The organism is Streptomyces sp. NPDC090022 (assembly GCF_044748145.1).
GTDB lineage: Bacteria > Actinomycetota > Actinomycetes > Streptomycetales > Streptomycetaceae > Streptomyces.
The window spans coordinates 1-17,678 of sequence record NZ_JBIVFN010000003.1; the positions used below are offsets into that span (position 1 = coordinate 1).

Consider the following 17,678-nt stretch of genomic DNA (forward strand, 5'->3'; position numbering starts at 1 on the left):
GGCCTGGTGACGGCCGCCGTTCCGTGCCTCCGGCGAGGGGTGGGCCGGAGCGGAGTTGCGTATTCCTAGCACGTTCTTTACGCAGCCTTTAGTGATGCACGTCACTCGGACTGATCGATTGTCTTGTTTGCCCAGGTTCGGTGATGGGATCGTTATCCGGATCTGAGGTTCTTCTGAGCGAACGCGAGAGGCGCCTCACCGGTCGTCCCTGCCGAGAGGGGAAGCGGATGGTCTGGCCGGCGACCGCGACGGGCGCCGCCCTGGTGCTGATCGTGCTGCGGGACGTGTTCCACACCTTGTGGCACCCGACGCGCCACGGTGGTCTGAGCCGGTTCGTGATGACCGCCGTATGGCGTGGTTCGAAGCTGCTCGGACGCCAACGGGGTGCCGGCCTCGCCGGCCCTCTCGCGATGGCGGTGGTGGTCGCCATGTGGTCGCTGACGGCGGTCGTGGGCTGGGCCCTCGTCTACTGGCCGCACATGCCGCAGGCCTTTACCTACACGGCCGGTCTGCTGCCCGCCGAACACGCCACCTTCCCCGACGCGCTCTACGTGTCCATGGTCCACATCTCCACCCTGGGCCTCGGCGACATCGCGCCCGGCGCAGCGTGGTTGCGGATCGTCGCCCCGCTGGAGTCCCTCGTCGGCTTCGTGCTGCTGACCGCGACCGTGGCGTGGACCCTCGGGATCTTTCCCGCCCTGGCGCGGCGGCGCTCACTCGCCCTGCGGATCTCGCACCTGAGCCGCACCCATCCCACGACGGAGCAGGTCGACACCGACGCGGGCGCCGCGATGCTCGACGGCCTCGCCACCGCCGTGTCCGTGATCTCCGTGGACTACCTGCAGTACGCCGAGTCGTACTACTTCCATGACGGAGACGATCACATCTCGCTCGCCTGCCAGATCGCGGGCGCCATCGATCTGGCGGACCGGGCCTCGGTCGCACGCCACCCCGACGTGCGCTTGTCGGCGGGCGTGCTGCGGGTTGCCCTGGACGACCTGGCCGGCATCCTCGACAACCGCTTCCTGCACACCGGGGCAGGAGCGCGCCAGGTCTTCCACGCCTTCTCACGTGACCACGGCCCCGCGGGGCCCGCCTGACCCCCGGTCGCCCGCTAGGGCCGGCCCAGCGGCGTGCGCAGGACCGATCGCCCCCGGCTCCACCCACGCCGGAGGTGGGCGGCCAGGCGGTCCTCCAGGAGCACGGTCGCGGCGCAGCCGAACGCGACGTCCGCCTCCAGGTCCGGCTCGTCGGCCAGGAGGCCGCCGATGACGTCGTGACGTACGACCTGCTCGTGGACGGCGTCGGCCTCCACGTGCTCGGCGTAGAAGTGCTCCGCCGCCGGGCCCGCGCCGCATCTGCGCATGGCCCTGGCGAGCCTCCGCGAGCCGGGCGACGACGTCACCTCGACGCACGCGAAGTGTCCGACGAGCGCCCCGCGCAGGGCCCGGTGGAGACCCAGGAAGGACATCAGGTTGACGGTGGCGAGCAGGGGAGCCGGGGCCTGTTCCAGGTAGTGGCCGTACGCGGTGTCGAGGCCGAGGTCGCCCATCAGGTCGGCGAAGAGGCGGGCGTGGATCCGCTCGGCGTGTCCGCCGCCGAACTCGTCGTACTCGATGGCGACCATGGCCGCTTTGGCCCGGCCGTGGAGTCTCGGGATCACCCAGGCGTGGGGGTCGGCCTCCTTCAGGTGATAGAGGGAGCGCAGGGCCGCGTACTCGCGCAGCTGCCACAGTTCGCCCTCGGTCTCCAGGAAGTGGCTGAGGCTGCCGCTCAGGTCCACGGGTTCGACGAGGAGGGGACCGAACGCCTCCGCCACGGTCTCGGGGGAACCCGCGGTGGCCGTCCGGAGCGCGTGGCCGAAACGGTCCTCCAGGGCGCGGCGCAGCCGCAGCAGGTCCGGATCCCATTCCAGGGCCTCGTCCACGCCCCTGAAGCCGCGGTAGTGCAGTTCGTAGAGCAGGTAGAGGGCGAGCTGGAGGTCCTCGCCCCACGGATCGGCCCTCAGGACCGCCGCGGTGCTGTGGGCGGGAGGCCGGCCGCCGCGCAGGGCGTCCACGACGGCGCGGGACAGTGGCCCGCGCCCCTCGACCAGCACAGGAGCGGCCGCCGGCGCGGGGGGCGGGTCGGCGGTGTGGTCGGGTGCGGTCATGGTTCGTTCCCGTCCTCGGCTGCCGGGGTCGCGCGCTCGCGGGGTCGGTGGCTGGTGTCGCACCAGGGGTACGTCCGGCTCCGGCGGCAGGTGCACACGGCGACCATGAACCGGTCCGACCGGACGGTCGTCCCGTCGTCCAGGACCATCTCGACCGGGCCCTCGACCAGGACCGGCCCACAGGGGCCCGGGGGCCCGGAGCGGTCCACTGCCACCCGCCGGGCGCGAGGGGCCGGCGCGCCGGGCCCCTGCGGGATCCGGCCGGGTCGAGGGGTGCCTTCAGAGGTGCTGGGCACGGACGATCACCAGCTCCTCACGGTCGTCGCCGTCCTCGGCCAGGCCCTGCTCCTGGAGCCAGTGCCTGCGTGAGCGCAGCACGGGCCCCCAGGGCACCGAGGCCCGTTCGGCGACCTGCGCGGACATTCCGTGCCGGGACAGGAGCCGAAGTGTCTCCTGCGCCCCGCACATCCCCGAGTGGACCATCAGGAGCACACCCCGGGGCCGCAGCAGGGCGGGGGCGGCCGCGCAGATCCGGTCGATGACGGCCCGGCCGTCCCTGCCCGCGTCCCAGGCGCGCCGGTTCCCCCGGGTCGGCAGCCGGGGGTCGGGGCACGGGACGTACGGCGGGTTGGCCAGGACGAGATCGAAGCGCCGCCCCTGGGTCCGGGTGGCGAAGTCGCCGTGGAGGATGCGCAGCCTCAGGCGCTGGCGCCGGCCGTTCAGCCGGGCGGCCAGGACGGCGGGCCACGCGATGTCGACGGCCGTGACCTCGGCGCCCCTGGCCGCCGCGCGCAGGGCGAGCGCGCCGGTGCCCGTACCGATCTCGATGACTTCGGCACCGGGGCGCAGGGGTTCACGGGCGAGCGCGCCGGCGAGCAGCAGGGTGTCGGCCTGGGGCCGGTACACGCCCGGAAGGGCGATGAGGCGCGGCATCGGATCGGTGTACGTCAGGGCTGTACTGGGCACGGGCTGCTCCTGGTCGCTCGAGAAGGATCACGGGCGCTGCCGGGGGTCGGTCCCGGTGGCGGCGTCGTCGGGCGTCCGCCAGGACGCGCGCCGGGCCCGGGCGGCGGGGCCCTGCTCGGACGGAGGGGCTCCGTGGCGGGCATGCGCTGCGCCTACCCGCGATCCCGCGCTTCGCACGTCCCCTCCGGGCCCGGCGGTGAGGGGGCCGCCGCCGCGCCGTTCGAGGAGGAGGACGATCCACCACAGGGCGTGCCCTTCCGCTGTGAGGCGTGAAGCGTGGCGGGCCGGGCAGGCGCCGCTCAGTGGAGGGAGGGGCACACGAGCGAGCTACGGAAGGACGCGCAGTCATGCCGGTACGCATCGGGTACACGATGATGACCGAGCAGTTCCTCGACCTCGTGGCGCGGTTCCTGGCCGAACTGGCCGGGCCGGCAGCACAGCAGCCGTCGGGAAGCTGAGGGGTCCCGTTACGCGGTGTCGGGCGCCGGCCCCAGCCCCGCCAGGGCGGTCCGCGCGGGGCCCGCCCAGTGCGCGGCGTCCCACGCGGCCGCCACCTGCTCGGCCTGGAGGTAGTGGCGCCGGGCCGGTGCGGGGCGGCCCGGGACCGGGCCAGGTCACCGAGGGGCTGCGCGACGGGCCGGAGGACGAGGCTGAGCGTGCTCGCGCCGCCCGCCAACTCCTCCAGGGGCAGCAGCTCCTCGTACACCTCGGCGGCCGCCGCCGTGTCGCGCAGGGCGACGGTGGCCATACCGCGCAGCCCGGCCAGGACGGGGTACGCGACGTCGCGCCGGAGCGGCACGCGCCGGCCGGAACATCTCGCGGGCCTCGTCGGGGCGGCCGGCGGCGAGCAGCGCGAGCGCGACGAGGGCCTCGTCGTACGGCTCGTGCTGCTCCCGCACCGCGAGCAGCACCGCGCGGTGCGGCGCACCTCCTCCAGGCGGGCACGTTCACCGGCGGTCCACGGCTCGTCCGAGAACTCCGCGTACGGCTGTCCGCCCCAGTCGGCGAGCGCCTCGGCCAGGCGCTCGGCGACGGCTTGAGCGGGCAGCTCCGCCACCGAGCAGGCCGCCACCCGCTCCTCGAACACCCAGGCGTCCACGGCGTCCTGCTCCACGGCGAGCGAGTGCGTAGCCGTAGGGTGCGCTGACCAGCAGCCGCGCCGGCGTACGGGGCGGCCGGCCCGGTTCGAGGACGCGTCGCAGACGGGCGACGTACGCGTGGAGCGAAGCCTGTGCGCTCGACGGGGCGCGCGCCGGCCACAACCGCTCGACGATCCGCTCGGTGTGCACCACCGCCCCACGGGCGAGCAGCAGTTGGACCAGAACCATCCGGGCGAGCCGGCCACCGGCATCCACCGCGCGACCGTCGACCTCGACCCGGCCGACTGCGCGATCGCGCCGGGAGCGGACCCGGTGGTCGACCCCACGCGGCCTCCACTCGCGATCCTCCATCAAGGTCACCACCACGGCACACTCCCCGCCATCCGGCGAACAGGTGCGCTACTCGCCCCAGGGGGAGGCGGTGGCGGCGCGTTCCAGGCTGGTCACGCCGTCGGTCCGGCGCTCACGCAGCAGTTCGCCGCCGAGGGAGTAGCGGGGGGCCGCGGCGTCCGAACGGGCGGCTCGCTCCACGATCGCGTCGACGAGCGAGCGGGCCATGGCCAGACGGGGATAGGCCGCGTGGATCTCCTTCTCCCACCCGGCGACGATCTCCGCGCGGCGCCCGAAGTCGATGCCGATTCCCTCACGGGTGAGGTAGCTCAGCAGGCCGCGGCGCTCGGCGATACCGGGGGAGGTGTGCAGGGCGATCGCCTCCCAGACCCGGTCGATGTCCGGCTCGGGTACCTGATGCCGCCGCAGCAGGTCCGCGGCCAGGTCCGCACCCTCCACCTCGAAGCGGGCCTCACCCGGGGCGAGGCTGCCGACGCCCAGGTCGTGGAGCACGGTCGCGGCGAAGAGCAGGTCACGGTCATAGGCGGCATCCTCCAGGCACCCTTCGTGGGCGGCGAGGAGCTCGGCGAAGAGGAAGCTGCGCACGCTGTGATGGGCCAGGGACGGCACCTCGGAGGCGCGTACGGTGGCGAGGACGGCATCGGCCAGAGGGCCGGAAGGCAGTTCGAGGGAGAAGTCCATGGCCGCAGGCTACGAACGGGCCTCCCCACCTCGACAGTGGCACGCGGGCCATGTACCGCTAGGATAGTGCCATGTGGCTCTCCGACTCGGGAAGGCACCGGATCGCGGCGCTGGCGCTCCCGGGGGTCCTCCCGCTCGACTTCGGTATTCCGGTGCAGGCCTTCGGGTCGGACCCGCATTACGAGGTCGTCGTCTGCGCCGATCCGTCAGCCGGCCCGGTCCGCAGCGACGGGTTCACCGTCACCGCGTCCGCCGGGTTGGAAGCGCTGCGGGACGCCGACACCATCGTCGTCCCCGGCTACCGGGCCCCGGACGCGCCACTGCCCGGCGCTGTACTGTCGGCGCTCCGCTCCGCGCACGCCCGCGGAGCACGGCTCATGTCGATCTGTACGGGGGCCTTCGCCCTGGCGGCCGCCGGGCTGCTGGACGGCCGCCCCGCAACGACCCACTGGCAGCGGACCGCTGCCCTCCAGCGCATGTACCCGAAGATCGACGTCCGGCCGAACGAGCTCTACGTCGACGACGGCGACGTCCTCACCTCCGCGGGCGTGACCGCCGGCGTCGACCTGTGCCTGCACGTCGTCCGGCGCGACTACGGGGCCGCGGCGGCCAACGCCCGCGCCCGGGAACTCGTCGCCCCGCCGCAACGCGCGGGCGGCCAGGCCCAGTTCATCGAACGGTTCCGGCCGGCCAGTCACGGTGAGGATCTCGCGGCGATCCGCACCTGGATGCTCGACCACCTCGCCCAGCCGCAGACCCTCGACGAGCTGGCGGACCGCGCACACCTGTCCCGGCGTACCTTCATCCGACGCTTCCGGCAGGAGACGCACACCACGCCGATGGCCTGGCTGGCCGCGGCCCGCATCGACTGGGCCCGCGAACTCCTCGAAACGACCACCAGCCCCGTCGAACAGGTCGCCCGCCTCAGCGGCCTCGGCAGCCCAGCCGCCTTCCGCGCCGCCTTCCACCGCCACGTCGGCACGTCCCCCGCCGACTACCGGTCAACATTCCAGGCCCCCGGACACGGCGAACCGACGCCTGGCCGTTGATCACAGCGGCAAGGACACGACCACCGTCACCCGAACGAGAATGGCCGCGCCGAGAGTGGCGAGAGCGGCGAGAGCGGCGAGGAGCTGCCGGTCGTCGTTGCGGGTGAAGGCTCCCTTGCCGCCGATCTCGGCGAGCGGCCCGCGGTGCCGGTCGCCCGGGTGCGCTTCCCGCTGCCGAAGAGGCCGTTGAGCCACAGGATCACCGCTCGTCGGACCTCCCTTGTGCCGTGCCACCTCCAACGGCGCTGCCGTCGGTGCCGTCACAGCCGGGCCTGCTGACGACCATGCGGCAGTCGCCCTTCTCGACGGCGTTTCCGTCGGGGAGGCAGGAGGCCGGGCGGCCGTGCCGCCGGTCGGGGTTCCGGTGGCCGGAACGCTCCCCGGCGCAGAACCACTCCGTTTACCCGCCCCCAGGTTCTGAGAAGGAGTCGGACGGCCCAAGACCATGAGGAGCATGTGTGAGCGACCTGATCGAAGGCAGTCAGTACCTGATCAAGAACGCGGCGAGCGGTTTGTATCTGACCGGTAAGCCGACCCCGGACCGCGCGGATCACGGAACCGTCGAGATGCAGCCCCTGCGGCAGGGGGAGGAGCGCACATCACAGCTGTGGGAGCTGCGGCAGGGCAACGCCCAGGGCCGCTTCATGCTGCGCAACATGCAGCGGAAGCAGGCGTACTTGCACACCTGGGGGCACCGAGGCAACGCCAGCACCGGGGTGGAAGAGTTCATCTACGAGCACGAACACGCCGCGAGCTACATGTGGGAGCTGGTCAAGGAGACCACCGCGGACGGTGACGCCTGGAAGCTGAAGTGCGCGGAAGGAGGTCGCTGGCTCAACATCGTGGGCCACAGCGACTCACCGGGTGCCGGGGCGGAGATCTTCGACGACCATGACGACACCCACGCATACCGGTTGTGGAAGCTGGAACGGGTGCCCTCGGCGGAGGCCGGGGGCAGGGTCGAGCTGCCGCTGAAGTTCTCCGTCCCCCAGGAGTTCCAGTCCCTCGACCTGGCCGCCTCCGCGGAGGAGAACACCAACCTGCTGCTCGCACGGCTCGGCATGCTCGAGCCCCCGCCGCCGCAGGATCAGATCGCCCACGCCGTCCTGGCGCAGCAGACGATGTACGAGATGCTGACCGCGGCCGGCGCCGTCTATGCAGGCGTCCTGCTGGCGAAGACACCGGAGAACGCCCCTCCGGACAAGCAGCACCTGAGCTCGGTGATCCTCACGGTCGTCGCCCGCCCCAGTGAGCTGTCCAACGAGCACACGGTCGAGCGCCTGGCGCGCACCCTGGGTGCGATCAACCCCGAGGCCGAGGTCGGCGTCTCCAGGCTGCCCTTCGGGCCCGTGGTGCTGTTGACACAGGACAGCAAGGTCGAGAAACCGGCCAATCTCCTCGTGAACGACGACCAGCCCACCCTGGTACGCCAGTTGCACGTCTTCGTGCCGATCCCGGGACGGCTGGCGATGGCGGACTTCTCCATCGCCACCGAGAACCTGGCCGACTGGGACCACTGCGTCGAGATCCTGGCCGGTGTCTGCAGCACCATCGCCTTCACCTGATGTCGCCCGCCGCCACGGACCAAAGGATCTCCTCATGACGGACCCGCTGTACACACCCGAGAGCGAAGCCGACACCCAGCTGGCGCACCTCGGCTACAACGCCTCCGTGCACGACCTGGTCGTGCAGGCCGCGCACAAGGAACTCAACCGGTTCCTCGTGAACGAGGGCGACGCCTTGCAGATGTGGGGCTGGGACCCCAACTCCCTGCACGCCGCGGATCGGTACCGCATCGCCCAGCTCCTGCGCTCCTTCATCTACCAGGAGAAGCGCATCGTCGCCGCTCTGAAGTGGCTGGACGAACAGTACCGCGCCTACGTGGGCTCCTCCCCCAAGAACCGTGAGCGGGCGGAGGCCTTCATCGACTCCCTGAACCGGGCCGCCGCTCTTCGGGCGGTCGATTCCATGGTGGGGTCGGCCGCCTGGCTCACGAAGGACGTCCGTGACCGTTTGGCCAAGGCGGTGGTGGCCAAGTGGAAGCAGAAGGCCCCGAAGCCGACGCCCACGCCCACGCCTCCGGCGCAGGACCCGACGGATACCCGACGGACCCCTTCGGCCGCACGGGCAAGTCGGAGGTGCTGGAGCAGGGCGAACTGCTGGTGGCCGGTGCGATCGCCGACTGCCTGAAGGCCATGCCCCTCATGGCGACGGTGGCCGAGAAGTTCACCAACATACACAAATGGACCGACGGGGCCGGCAACGAGGTGTACGTCGATCCCGAGGCCGACCCCACCGTAGGCACCTATCTGGCGCCTCCCTTCCGGCGCATCCACACCGTGCGCAGCATCGTGGACTTCCACGACCCCGAAATCGCCCGCGAGCTCGGCCGGCGCAGCCATTCGTTCACCTCCAGCCCCTGGGACGAACAAGGCAACAGGAGGCCCGAGGACGCGTCCTTCAAGGGGTCGGGCTTCGACATGGATCTGTGGCGCCTGAAGGACCAGGGCTATCCCAAGGAGCGCATCCCCGACGGCCGGCTCTACGACCTGGTGGACATGGTCCTGGCCGTGCAGGCGGAGTACCAGCTGCAATGCTTCTTCGTGGACCGGGAGTTGGCGAGGATCATCGACACCCGGGGCAAGGAAGAGCAGTGGCTGTATCAGAAGACCGCGGAATGGGCCGCCGAGCGCGCCAGGGCCGAGGCCGAGGCGAAGGCGAAGGCCGCGGGTTTCTGGGGCTTCGTGGGGGACATCCTCGGGCTGGTCAGCGCCGCCGCCGGTGTCCTGGCCCTCATCCCGGTGCTCACCCCGATCATGGCTCCCATCGCCATCGTCAGCGCTGTCGGTTCGCTGGGAGCGCACGCGGCGGCCGCCTCCATCGTGGGTGACTGGGACGCCGCCACGATCGTCGGTCTGGGAGCGGACGCGCTGGCTGCCATCCCGGCCATCGGTGCCGTGGCCAAGGGCGCCAAGGGCGCGTGGGCCGCCGCGCGCATGAACAAGGTCGCCAACGTGATCGTCAGCGACGGCGGGCGGGCGTTCCTCGGGGCCATCGGCATCGGCAGCGCCGGCAAGGGTTCGTCCGATGCCGCGGGCGTCTTCGACTACCTCGGCAGGAAGGGCGCCGAGGCAGTCACGGGCACCGCTGTTCAGAGCAAGATCCCCGGGAAGGTGCTGCAGGGGGCGGTCACCCTGTCGACCCAGGTGCCCACCGTCGTGGACTGGGCCACCGGCGCCGTGGGCCAGTCCGCGAAGGACGCGGCCGCCGGCACGGCGCTCACCGCCAATTTCGGTCAGACCGTCGGTTCGTGGGACGTGGTCGGCAACGCGGCGAAGAGCGCGGGCAAGATCAGCATCGAACGGTTCAGCAACTTCTTCAAGAGCGTCAAGGTGTAGTTGGCGATCTCCCGTTCAGGGTCGCCCCCGAACGGGAGAAGCACACCGGCCGCCGATCCCGAAGAGGGCCGGCGGCCGTACTCCTCCCGCCAAGTCCGGAGCCGGATCAGAAAACCACCGGCGTCCGTGAGGTCCCGGACCACCTACCCGCGGAGCCGGACGGCCGCGGCCGCCTTCGGAGCCTGCTTTTCGCTGTAGGTGACCGGGGTGGTCCTGGGCCCGCACAGCAGCAGGACGGTGGAGTCGCCGGCCTCGATGCGCCCGGCGTGCTGCCAGCCGTCGGCGAGGAGGTCGATCTCGGCGTCGTCCAGACAGATCCCGCGCAGCTCCCGCGGGTGCCGGTCGGCGTGCGGGGTGATCACACACAGCGTGCCGTCCTCGTCGAGCAGGGCAGCGGGTCCGGAGACCGTGCGGGTGCGGTCGGGCAGGCGGGCCAGGGCCCTGCGCAGGGTGATGACCCGGTATCCGGTGCCGGCGGGTCAGGTCGACGGCGGCACCGGCGCTGTGCGGGGCGATCTCCGGCGGGGACACGTACCGGCTCGCCTGAGCCCCCAGCTCCTCCGCGGACCAGCCCGGATGGGCGGCGCGCAGCTGGGCCGCGTACTCCTGGAAGTGCCGCTGCTGCGGCGCGGGCGGCCGGAACCCCTCGACGACCAGCAGGCGCAGGCCCTCGGGCAGCGGCGACTGCGCGTCCAGCAGCCGGTCGAGGACACCGGAGCGGAGGTGGGCGAAGGCGTGCGCGGGATCGGAGCGGCGGTCGTCGAGGCGGAGTCGGCCGCCGGCGCGGATGTCGGCGAGGGGCTGGGCGTTGTCGGCGACGGGGATCGCGGCGACCCGAGGGACGGACATCAGGACGACGCGCATCAGGCCTCCCAGTCCCAGGTGTCGAAGTACGCCGGGATCCCGGTGTGGCGGGCGGCCATCACCGCCTCGAGCCGTGCGTGGTCCCGTCCCGGCATCAGCTCCTGCCACTCGGGCACGGTCAGGGCGCGGACCTGGTCGTGCTCGTCCGGGTCCAGCACGATCCCCGCGAGCTGCCCGGCGGAGAGCCGGCCGCCGTCGAAGACGCACCCGACGGAGGCGAGCGGCCAGTCCTTGCCCGGCAGCCCGAACACCGTGGCCAGGAGCCTCGGCGGCCCCGCCACGTGGAGTCCGGTCTCCTCCCGGCACTCGCGTACGGCGGTCTCCCAGGGCCGCTCGCCCGCCTCGGCGGTGCCGCCGGGCCACTGCCAGGGGTGGGTGCTGGAGTACGTGGCGCGCAGCTGGACGGGCCGGTCGTCCTCGTCGGTGAAGAACACCGCTCCGAACACCGCTGCCTTCGGCAGCAGTGCGGCGAACTCCTCGGGCGGAAGCCACTTCCTGCTCACGAGGTGCCCCCTTCGGCGGGGAAGCGGGTCATGCGCATGAGCGCGGGGTCGGCCGCGAAGCCGAGCCCCTCGTACAGCGGCGCGGACCCGGCGCTGGCGTACAGCTCGTAGAGGGTGACTCCGTCGCGCTCCAGGTGGTCGAGGAGGGCCGCGAGCGCGGCCCGGGCGTGGCCGCGCCGCCGGTGGGCGGGGTCGGTGGCCACCGCGTGGATCCGCACGGCCGGCCCCTTGGGGTATCGCGGGGCCGGCAGGACGGCGTGGACCAGTCCGAGGGCACAGGTCGCGAGCCCGCCGTCGGGCGCGTCGACGACGTACGCGCGGGCGTCGCCGCCGTCCTGGAGACGTAAGGCGAGCTGGTCGGCGCAGGTGGCCAGCCAGGCTGCGTCGAGGGGTTCACCGAGGATGTTCTCCGACCGCAGGCGGGCGATCTCCGCGGCATCCGCGGGGGTGGCCGGGCGGGGTTCGGGCACGGAACTTCCTTTCGTTTCAGCGGTCAGCGGTCGGGGTGGCTGCAGGTGTCGGGGACCTGGGGCAGCCAGGGCACTGCGGCGCCCTCGTGCCGCTCCCAGCCGATGGCGTAGGCGAGCTCGCCGCCGAAGAGGAGCCGCTCGGAATCCGACACCCCCGCGGTGCCGGATCCCGCCGTCGAATCCTTGCTCACGCGGCCCTCCCGGTATCCGGTCGCGCGCCGCGGCCACACGAGGGACGGCCGTCAACACGGCGCCCGGCGGCCAGGCAGCGGCGGGGGCCGGACTGGGAACGTTCGAATGCGGCGAGGGGTGCGGTCTGGTTCGGCGGCGGATTCACGCGGTCCTCCGGATGGGCGCACGGCTGGTACTGGTGCTCTAGGAACGGCTCCCGATCGGGCCGGTCACGGTCGAATCGGGGGCGGATGGTGAACGAATGTTCCAATCCGCCGTGTCGGGCTTGGCGTGCCTGGCGTGGCCGTGTTGAAACTCGCTCGAACAGGGTCCTGTCTCCCTGGCGGGGGATTGCGGGCGTCAGCTCTGTCGCGGGGCATGGGCGTCGGCGGGCGTATCGGGGAGGGTGTTGGCGGGATACGCGGCCCGGGCGATGTCGCGCATGCCGGCGCCCCGATGCCGTACGGGCCCTGGCCGATGCCGCCCACCCTTGCGAAGCGGACTAGCAGTCCGTATGCTCAATGCAAGCGGACCGGTAGTCCGCTTTTGCTCCGGGCCCGTCACGCGCGATCGCCACCACTGGACGCGGCGAGCTTCTCGTGACGGCAGGCCGTCATCCGACGGGCCGGGGTCGCCGTGCCTTCGAGCAGATCGGAAACCTTGATCATGAGCATCCCCACGTCACCCGCAGAGCTGTACCGCCACGGCCTGCGGCTGCTGGTCGAGAAGGACATCCCCGGCTGGGTGGACCTGTGGGACGAGGACGGTGTCCTGGAGTTCCCGTTCGCGCCCGAGGGCTGGCCCGCCCGGCTGGAGGGCAAGGCCGCGGTCGGCGCGTACATGAGCCACTACCCCGACCACGTCGACGTCCACGACTTCCCCGACGTGACGATCCACCAGACCACCGCCCCCGAGACGATCGTGGTGGAGATGCGCGGCGTAGGCCGTCTGGTGGAAACCGACACGCCGTACGACATGACGTACATCGCCGTCGTCACGGTCGAGGACGGGCTCATCACCTCCTACCGCGACTATTGGAACCCCCTCGCCGTCCAGCAGCCCGGCGCCGACTTCGCGGGGGCGAACCGATGACCGACCTCGACACCACCCTCGTCATCGGGGCCACCGGGACCACCGGCCGCCGCGTCACCGCAGGACTCGTCGCCGAGGGCCGCCACGTCAAGGCCGCCGGCCGCAACGCCACCCCGGTGGACGGCGCCCAGGCCGTCCGATTCGACTGGAACGAGCCCGCGACCTGGGACGAGGCCCTGGCGGGCGTCGGCCGCGCCTACCTCGTCCCGCCCATCGGCTCCTCCGACCCGGCCGCCGTCATGCTGCCCTTCCTGCGCAAGGCCCGCGCGGCGGGTATGCGCCGGGCGGTGCTGCTCAGCTCCTCCGCCATCCCCGCCGGCGGCCCGGCGGTGGGACAGGTCCACGAGGAGCTGCCCGGCATGTTCGAGGAGTGGGCGGTGCTGCGGCCCTCCTGGTTCATGCAGAACTTCGCCGGCCAGACGCCCCACGCCCGCAGCATCCGCGAGGACGGCGCGATCCGCACGGCCACGGGCCAGGGCCGCGTCGGGTTCATCGACGCCGAGGACATCGCCGCCGTCGCCGTGCGCGCCCTGACCGACGAGCAGGCCCCCGACACCGATCTGATCCTGACCGGGCCGCAGGCGCTGAGCTACGGCGACGTCGCCGCGGTCATCAGCGAGGTCACCGGCCGGCCCGTGGAGCACCAGCACCTGACCTTCGAGCAGCTCCGCGACCGCTGGGCGGCCGAGATCCCCCTCGAATTCGCCACCATGCTGGCCGGCATGGACCGTACGATCGCGGACGGCGCCGAGGACCGGACCACGGACACCGTCGAACGCCTCACCGGCCGCCCCCCGGGCACGCTCCGCGCCTTCGTCGAACGCGAAATCCCGTGAAGGCGTTGATGTTCCAGGAGGATCCGGCGTTCTGGTTCGAGACCCTGCGCAACCTCGGCCTCGCCGCCTACGGCGGCTCGGATGTCGGCGAGGTCGTCGCGACCGCCTCCCGGTCGCCCCTCGCGCGGCCGCCCACGAGCGTCGCCTGGCGGCCGTCGTCGCCACCTCCACCTCCACCTCCACTGACCGGGAATTCCTTGCGGAGCACGCCCGGTACAGCTTCAGGGACGGCAGCGCCGGGCACATCACCTGCCCCGTGCTGGTGTGCGAGGCGGCCGACGGCCTGTACTACTCCGCCACCAAGGAGGAGGAACCCGATCCAGGCAAGCTCTACCGCCACCTGCCCGCGCCCAGAACGCTCCTGACCTTCACCGAGGAAGCAGGCGCCGACGCCCACTGCCACCCGGGCGCCGTCCGGCTCGCGGCAGCGCGTATCTTCGACTGGCTCGACGACACGATGAGCCCCCGCCCACGCCAGGTCGACCGTCGGGCAGCATGAACCCGGTCAGGGGGCCAGGACAGGCCGAAGACCAAGAGGAGGACCCGTGACCCAGCGCCCGGAGCGCGCCGACGCCGTGCGCAACCGCGAGGCCGTCCTGGCTGCCGCCGACGCACTGTTCGCCGCCAGCACCAGCCCCCAGAACGTGTCCATGGACGACGTCGCCGCAGCCGCGGGCCTGGGCAAGGGCACGCTCTTCCGCCGCTTCGGTGATCGGGCCGGCCTGATCGGCGCTGTGATCGCCTCCCGTATGGAACCCCTCCAGCACGAGGTGCGGGAAGCGATGGCGGCCGCCGGATCCTCGCCGCGGCAGCGGGTGCGGGATCTCCTCGGCGCCGCACTCAGCTTCAAGATCGAGAATCGGAACCTGATGGCGGCGGCCGAGGACGCCGGACTCGGCAGCCTCTACCAGGCCGGGCACTACGGCTGGTGGCACGACATCCTGCGTACGGAACTGGAATCGGTGCCCGGCGTCCAGGCCCCCGACTTCACCGCCCACGCCCTGTTGGCCGCCGTCCGCGCCGACCTCGTCGCCCACCTGATCGACGATCAGAAGATGACGCCGGAAGGCCTGCGCTCCGCGCTCGCGGCCCATCTCGACAACGTCCTCGGCAACAGCCCCGAACAACCCGAACAGCCCGGACGACCCGGACGGGTTGCCTGACGACTACAAGCCGAATGAGGGCGGCCTCCTGGGCGTCGGAGACGGCCTGGAGGAGTACGTCGAAGGAGTCGTGGCCGACCGGTGCGGCGCCGGGCTGCCTGCCAGCAGCTCGTCCCTGCCGCTGAAGTGGCGGTAGGGCGCGGCGGTGCTCACGCCGGCCCGGCGGGCGACCTCGTTGAGGCTGAACTGCTCGTGCCCCCGTTCGGCGAGGATCTGGCGGGCTCCGTCGATCAGCGTCTGCCGCAAGGCGCCGTGATGGTAGGTCGCGCGTGTCACCTGTTTCCTCGGCTCATCGGCCGCAGGTACGTCGGGAGTGTCGGATTTGACTCCTCCCCTCCCTTCAGGGAGGGGAGGAGTCAACGAGTGGCCCATGTTCCCGGGCCCTGCCCGCAGGCGGGCGGGATCAGCAGGGCCAGGACCAGTCCGCGACCTCCGGCAGGTCGACGCCGTGTTCGCGGATCCAGTCGTGGTGGCGGAGGCGCTGGTCCGCCATGGTCCGGCGCAGGCCCTCGGCCCGTCCGGCGAGTCCGGGGACGCGGTCGATGACGTCCATGACCAGCCGGTAGCGGTCGATGTCGTTGCGGACCACCATGTCGAACGGGGTGGTCGTCGTCCCGGACTCCTTGTAGCCGCGGACGTGCAACTCGGCGTGGCCGGCCCGGCGGTAGGCGAGGCGGTGGACGAGCCACGGATAGCCGTGATAGGCGAAGATCACCGGCCGGTCCGTGGTGAAGAGGGCGTCGTACTCGGCGTCCGTCATGCCGTGCGGGTGCTCCTCGTGGGGCATCAGCCGGGCGATGTCGACGACGTTGACGACGCGGACGGCCAGCGACGGGAGGTGCTCGCGGAGCAGGGCCGCGGCGGCCAGCACCTCCATGGTGGGTACGTCCCCGGCGCAGGCCAGTACGACGTCCGGCCCGCCGGAGCCGGCTTCGGTCCCCGCCCACTCCCAGACGCCGGCGCCGCGCGTCACGTGCGCCCGGGCCTCGTCGATCGGCAGCCAGTCGAAGCAGGGCTGCTTCCCGGCGACGATCACGTTGACCTGGTCGCGGCTGCGCAGGGCGTGGTCGGCCACGGCGAGCAGGGTGTTGGCGTCCGGCGGCAGGTAGACCCGTACGACCTCGGGGCTCTTGTTGAGGACGTGGTCGACGAAGCCGGGGTCCTGGTGGGAGAAGCCGTTGTTGTCCTGCCGCCAGACGTGCGAGGTGAGGACGTAGTTGAGGGAGGCGACGGGCTCGCGCCAGGCCAGTTCGCGCGAGGTCTTCAGCCATTTGATGTGCTGGCCGACCATGGAGTCGACGATGTGGGCGAAGGCCTCGTAGGTGGAGAACAGCCCATGGCGGCCGGTGAGGAGGTAGCCCTCCAACCAGCCCTGGCAGAGGTGTTCGGACAGGATCTCCATGACCCGGCCGTCGCGTGACAGGTTCCGGTCGGTGGCCTCCGTGATGCCCTGCCATGCCTTGCCGGTGGCGGAGTACAGGTCGTCCAGGCGGTTGGACGCGGTCTCGTCCGGCCCGACCACCCGGAAGTCCCGCCGCTCGGACGTGTCGCGCATGACCTGGGCGAGGAAGCGCCCCAGGACGCGGGTCGGTTCGTGGAGGGTACGCCCCGGTTTGTCGACGTGGACGGCGTGCGCGTCCAGCGCGGGCAGCGGGAGCGGTCGCAGCAGCCTGCCCCCGTTGGCGTACGGGACGGCGCCCAGCCGGCGCTCACCCCGCGGGAGGCAGGCCAGGACCTGCGCGGTCGGGGCGCCGTCGGCGTCGAACAGCTCCTCCGGCCGGTACGAGCGCAGCCACTCCTCCAGCTGCCGCAGGTGCGCCGGGTTCTCCCGTACCCCGGCGAGGGGTACCTGGTGGGCGCGCCAGGTGCCCTCGACCGGCTCGCCGTCGACGGTCGCCGGCCCGGTCCACCCCTTGGGCGTACGCAGCACGATCATCGGCCAGCGTGGGTACTCCCGACCCGGATCGCCGCCCGCCGTCCTCGCTTCCCGCTGGATGAGGACGATGCGGTCGAGGGCGTGGTCCATCGCGCGGGCCATGGCCTGGTGGACCTGGGCGGGTTCGCTGCCGGTGACGTACAGCGGGTCGTGGCCGTAGCCGCGCAGCAGGGCGTCGAGCTCGGCCTCGGGAAGCCGGGACAGCACGGTCGGGTTGGCGATCTTGTAGCCGTTGAGGTGCAGGATCGGCAGGACCGCGCCGTCGTGGACCGGGTCGAGGAACTTGTTCGAGTGCCAGGACGCGGCCAGCGGGCCCGTCTCGGCCTCGCCGTCGCCGATGACGCAGGCGACCAGCAGGCCGGGGTGGTCGAAGGCGGCCCCGTAGGCATGGGCGAGGGCGTACCCGAGCTCGCCCCCCTCGTGGATGGAGCCGGGTGTCTCGGGCGCCACGTGACTCGGCACTCCCCCGGGGAAGGAGAACTGCCGGAACAGCCTGGCCATGCCCTCGGCGTCGCGCGTCACGTCCGGATAGGTCTCGGTGTACGTCCCTTCCAGCCAGGAGTTGGCCAGGACGGCGGGTCCACCGTGTCCGGGACCCCACACGCACAGGGCCTCCCAGGAGCGCTCCTTGATGACGCGGTTGAGGTGGGTGTGCACCAGATTGAGGCCGGGCGAGGTGCCCCAGTGACCCAGCAGCCGGGGCTTGATGTGCTCCGGCCGCAGCGGTTCGGCCAGCAGGGGATTGTCCATGAGGTAGATCTGGCCGACCGCCAGGTAGTTGGCGGCGCGCCAGTGGGCGTCCAGCTCCGAGATCGCGTACGCGGTCAACGCGGTCATGTCCGCTCCTGCGGGTGAGGGTCCGGGAGGTTCGTCGAATGGGCCGATGCCGACACCCTGCACGAAGCCGGCACCGGGCCGGCAGGGGCACACCGGCCCTCGACGAGGG

At 72.1% G+C, this 17,678-nt stretch carries 20 protein-coding genes and 3 pseudogenes; 9 read left to right on the top strand and 14 right to left on the bottom strand.

The genetic code is table 11. The annotated features are described in order from the left end of the window. Positions 1-227: 227 nt before the first annotated feature. Positions 228-1,100: a potassium channel family protein gene (locus tag ACIPXB_RS07660; RefSeq protein WP_401445855.1), complete on the top strand. Its 873-nt coding sequence runs from the start codon at positions 228-230 to the stop codon at positions 1,098-1,100. 14 nt (positions 1,101-1,114) lie between these two features. Here ACIPXB_RS07660 and ACIPXB_RS07665 read toward each other — a convergent pair whose 3' ends face one another. The 3 genes from ACIPXB_RS07665 to ACIPXB_RS07675 are packed head-to-tail and all read right to left on the bottom strand — an operon-like array spanning position 1,115 to position 3,085. Further along, positions 1,115-2,152 (bottom strand): iron-containing redox enzyme family protein, encoded by a 1,038-nt coding sequence (locus ACIPXB_RS07665; protein WP_401445858.1) that lies wholly within the window; start codon positions 2,150-2,152, stop codon positions 1,115-1,117. After that, positions 2,149-2,448 carry a CDGSH iron-sulfur domain-containing protein gene (locus ACIPXB_RS07670; protein WP_401445860.1) on the bottom strand — a complete coding sequence of 100 codons (300 nt, stop codon included), beginning with the start codon at positions 2,446-2,448 and terminating at the stop codon, positions 2,149-2,151. The genes ACIPXB_RS07665 and ACIPXB_RS07670 overlap by 4 nt, the downstream gene beginning before the upstream one ends. After that, positions 2,432-3,085, bottom strand: a complete 654-nt coding sequence (locus ACIPXB_RS07675) for a HemK2/MTQ2 family protein methyltransferase (protein WP_401447133.1) — start codon at positions 3,083-3,085, stop codon at positions 2,432-2,434. Before ACIPXB_RS07675 ends, ACIPXB_RS07670 begins: the two co-directional genes overlap by 17 nt. A gap of 689 nt (positions 3,086-3,774) precedes the next feature. Between ACIPXB_RS07675 and ACIPXB_RS07680 the strand changes: the two genes are divergently transcribed. Then, on the top strand, positions 3,775-4,158 hold the full coding sequence (locus ACIPXB_RS07680; protein WP_401447185.1) for a hypothetical protein: 384 nt from the start codon (positions 3,775-3,777) through the stop codon (positions 4,156-4,158). Here the strand turns inward: ACIPXB_RS07680 and ACIPXB_RS07685 are convergent. The 3 genes and pseudogenes from ACIPXB_RS07685 to ACIPXB_RS07695 all read right to left on the bottom strand — a co-directional run. Next, positions 4,092-4,232 (bottom strand): annotated as a pseudogene (locus ACIPXB_RS07685) (hypothetical protein); the annotation flags it as partial. The gene ACIPXB_RS07680 and the pseudogene ACIPXB_RS07685 sit on opposite strands and share 67 nt — an antisense overlap. 19 nt (positions 4,233-4,251) lie before the next feature. Next, positions 4,252-4,569, bottom strand: a pseudogene (locus tag ACIPXB_RS07690) (winged helix-turn-helix domain-containing protein); the annotation flags it as partial. 48 nt (positions 4,570-4,617) lie between these two features. Continuing rightward, on the bottom strand, positions 4,618-5,250 hold the full coding sequence (locus ACIPXB_RS07695) for an HD domain-containing protein (RefSeq protein ID WP_401445862.1): 633 nt from the start codon (positions 5,248-5,250) through the stop codon (positions 4,618-4,620). A gap of 71 nt (positions 5,251-5,321) precedes the next feature. Between ACIPXB_RS07695 and ACIPXB_RS07700 the strand changes: the two genes are divergently transcribed. Further along, a complete protein-coding gene (locus tag ACIPXB_RS07700; protein WP_401445865.1) occupies positions 5,322-6,299 on the top strand; it encodes a GlxA family transcriptional regulator in 978 nt (325 codons plus the stop codon). Here ACIPXB_RS07700 and ACIPXB_RS07705 read toward each other — a convergent pair whose 3' ends face one another. Continuing rightward, on the bottom strand, positions 6,300-6,494 hold the full coding sequence (locus ACIPXB_RS07705) for a hypothetical protein (RefSeq protein ID WP_401445868.1): 195 nt from the start codon (positions 6,492-6,494) through the stop codon (positions 6,300-6,302). It abuts the gene before it with no gap. A gap of 263 nt (positions 6,495-6,757) precedes the next feature. Here ACIPXB_RS07705 and ACIPXB_RS07710 point away from each other — a divergent pair, with 263 nt between their 5' ends. Then, positions 6,758-7,864, top strand: a complete 1,107-nt coding sequence (locus ACIPXB_RS07710; protein ID WP_401445870.1) for a hypothetical protein — start codon at positions 6,758-6,760, stop codon at positions 7,862-7,864. A 471-nt stretch (positions 7,865-8,335) separates the two neighbouring features. Next, the gene (locus ACIPXB_RS07715; RefSeq protein WP_401445873.1) at positions 8,336-9,697 is read left to right on the top strand and encodes a hypothetical protein; all 1,362 of its coding nucleotides are present in this window, start codon (positions 8,336-8,338) and stop codon (positions 9,695-9,697) included. Between the two features lie 143 nt (positions 9,698-9,840). Here the strand turns inward: ACIPXB_RS07715 and ACIPXB_RS07720 are convergent, their stop codons facing one another. The 5 genes and pseudogenes from ACIPXB_RS07720 to ACIPXB_RS07740 form a co-directional block, all read right to left on the bottom strand. Continuing rightward, positions 9,841-10,059: a hypothetical protein gene (locus ACIPXB_RS07720; protein WP_401447188.1), complete on the bottom strand. Its 219-nt coding sequence runs from the start codon at positions 10,057-10,059 to the stop codon at positions 9,841-9,843. A 115-nt stretch (positions 10,060-10,174) separates the two neighbouring features. Continuing rightward, positions 10,175-10,564 (bottom strand): annotated as a pseudogene (locus tag ACIPXB_RS07725) (dipeptidase); the annotation flags it as partial. Beyond that, a complete protein-coding gene (locus ACIPXB_RS07730; protein WP_401445876.1) occupies positions 10,561-11,064 on the bottom strand; it encodes an NUDIX domain-containing protein in 504 nt (167 codons plus the stop codon). The pseudogene ACIPXB_RS07725 and the gene ACIPXB_RS07730, both read right to left, overlap by 4 nt. Further along, positions 11,061-11,534, bottom strand: coding sequence for a GNAT family N-acetyltransferase (locus tag ACIPXB_RS07735; protein ID WP_401445878.1), 474 nt, complete (start codon positions 11,532-11,534; stop codon positions 11,061-11,063). Before ACIPXB_RS07735 ends, ACIPXB_RS07730 begins: the two co-directional genes overlap by 4 nt. Positions 11,535-11,557: 23 nt before the next feature. Continuing rightward, positions 11,558-11,725: a hypothetical protein gene (locus ACIPXB_RS07740; protein WP_401445880.1), complete on the bottom strand. Its 168-nt coding sequence runs from the start codon at positions 11,723-11,725 to the stop codon at positions 11,558-11,560. Positions 11,726-12,371: 646 nt separating this feature from the next. Between ACIPXB_RS07740 and ACIPXB_RS07745 the strand changes: the two genes are divergently transcribed. The 4 genes from ACIPXB_RS07745 (at position 12,372) to ACIPXB_RS07760 (ending at position 14,796) form a co-directional block, all read left to right on the top strand. Beyond that, complete coding sequence (locus ACIPXB_RS07745) at positions 12,372-12,797, top strand: nuclear transport factor 2 family protein (protein ID WP_401445882.1); 426 nt, start codon at positions 12,372-12,374, stop codon at positions 12,795-12,797. Beyond that, positions 12,794-13,633, top strand: coding sequence for an NAD(P)H-binding protein (locus ACIPXB_RS07750; protein WP_401445884.1), 840 nt, complete (start codon positions 12,794-12,796; stop codon positions 13,631-13,633). The genes ACIPXB_RS07745 and ACIPXB_RS07750 overlap by 4 nt, the downstream gene beginning before the upstream one ends. A 256-nt stretch (positions 13,634-13,889) precedes the next feature. Next, positions 13,890-14,132 carry a hypothetical protein gene (locus ACIPXB_RS07755; RefSeq protein ID WP_401445886.1) on the top strand — a complete coding sequence of 81 codons (243 nt, stop codon included), beginning with the start codon at positions 13,890-13,892 and terminating at the stop codon, positions 14,130-14,132. A gap of 46 nt (positions 14,133-14,178) precedes the next feature. After that, positions 14,179-14,796: a TetR/AcrR family transcriptional regulator gene (locus ACIPXB_RS07760; RefSeq protein WP_401445888.1), complete on the top strand. Its 618-nt coding sequence runs from the start codon at positions 14,179-14,181 to the stop codon at positions 14,794-14,796. Positions 14,797-14,799: 3 nt separating this feature from the next. Here the strand turns inward: ACIPXB_RS07760 and ACIPXB_RS07765 are convergent, their stop codons facing one another. Next, complete coding sequence (locus ACIPXB_RS07765) at positions 14,800-15,042, bottom strand: helix-turn-helix domain-containing protein (RefSeq protein ID WP_401445890.1); 243 nt, start codon at positions 15,040-15,042, stop codon at positions 14,800-14,802. A 157-nt stretch (positions 15,043-15,199) separates the two neighbouring features. Beyond that, entirely contained in the window at positions 15,200-17,569 is a 2,370-nt protein-coding gene (locus ACIPXB_RS07770) for a phosphoketolase (RefSeq protein WP_401445892.1), read from the bottom strand. Between the last annotated feature and the right edge of the window lie 109 nt (positions 17,570-17,678).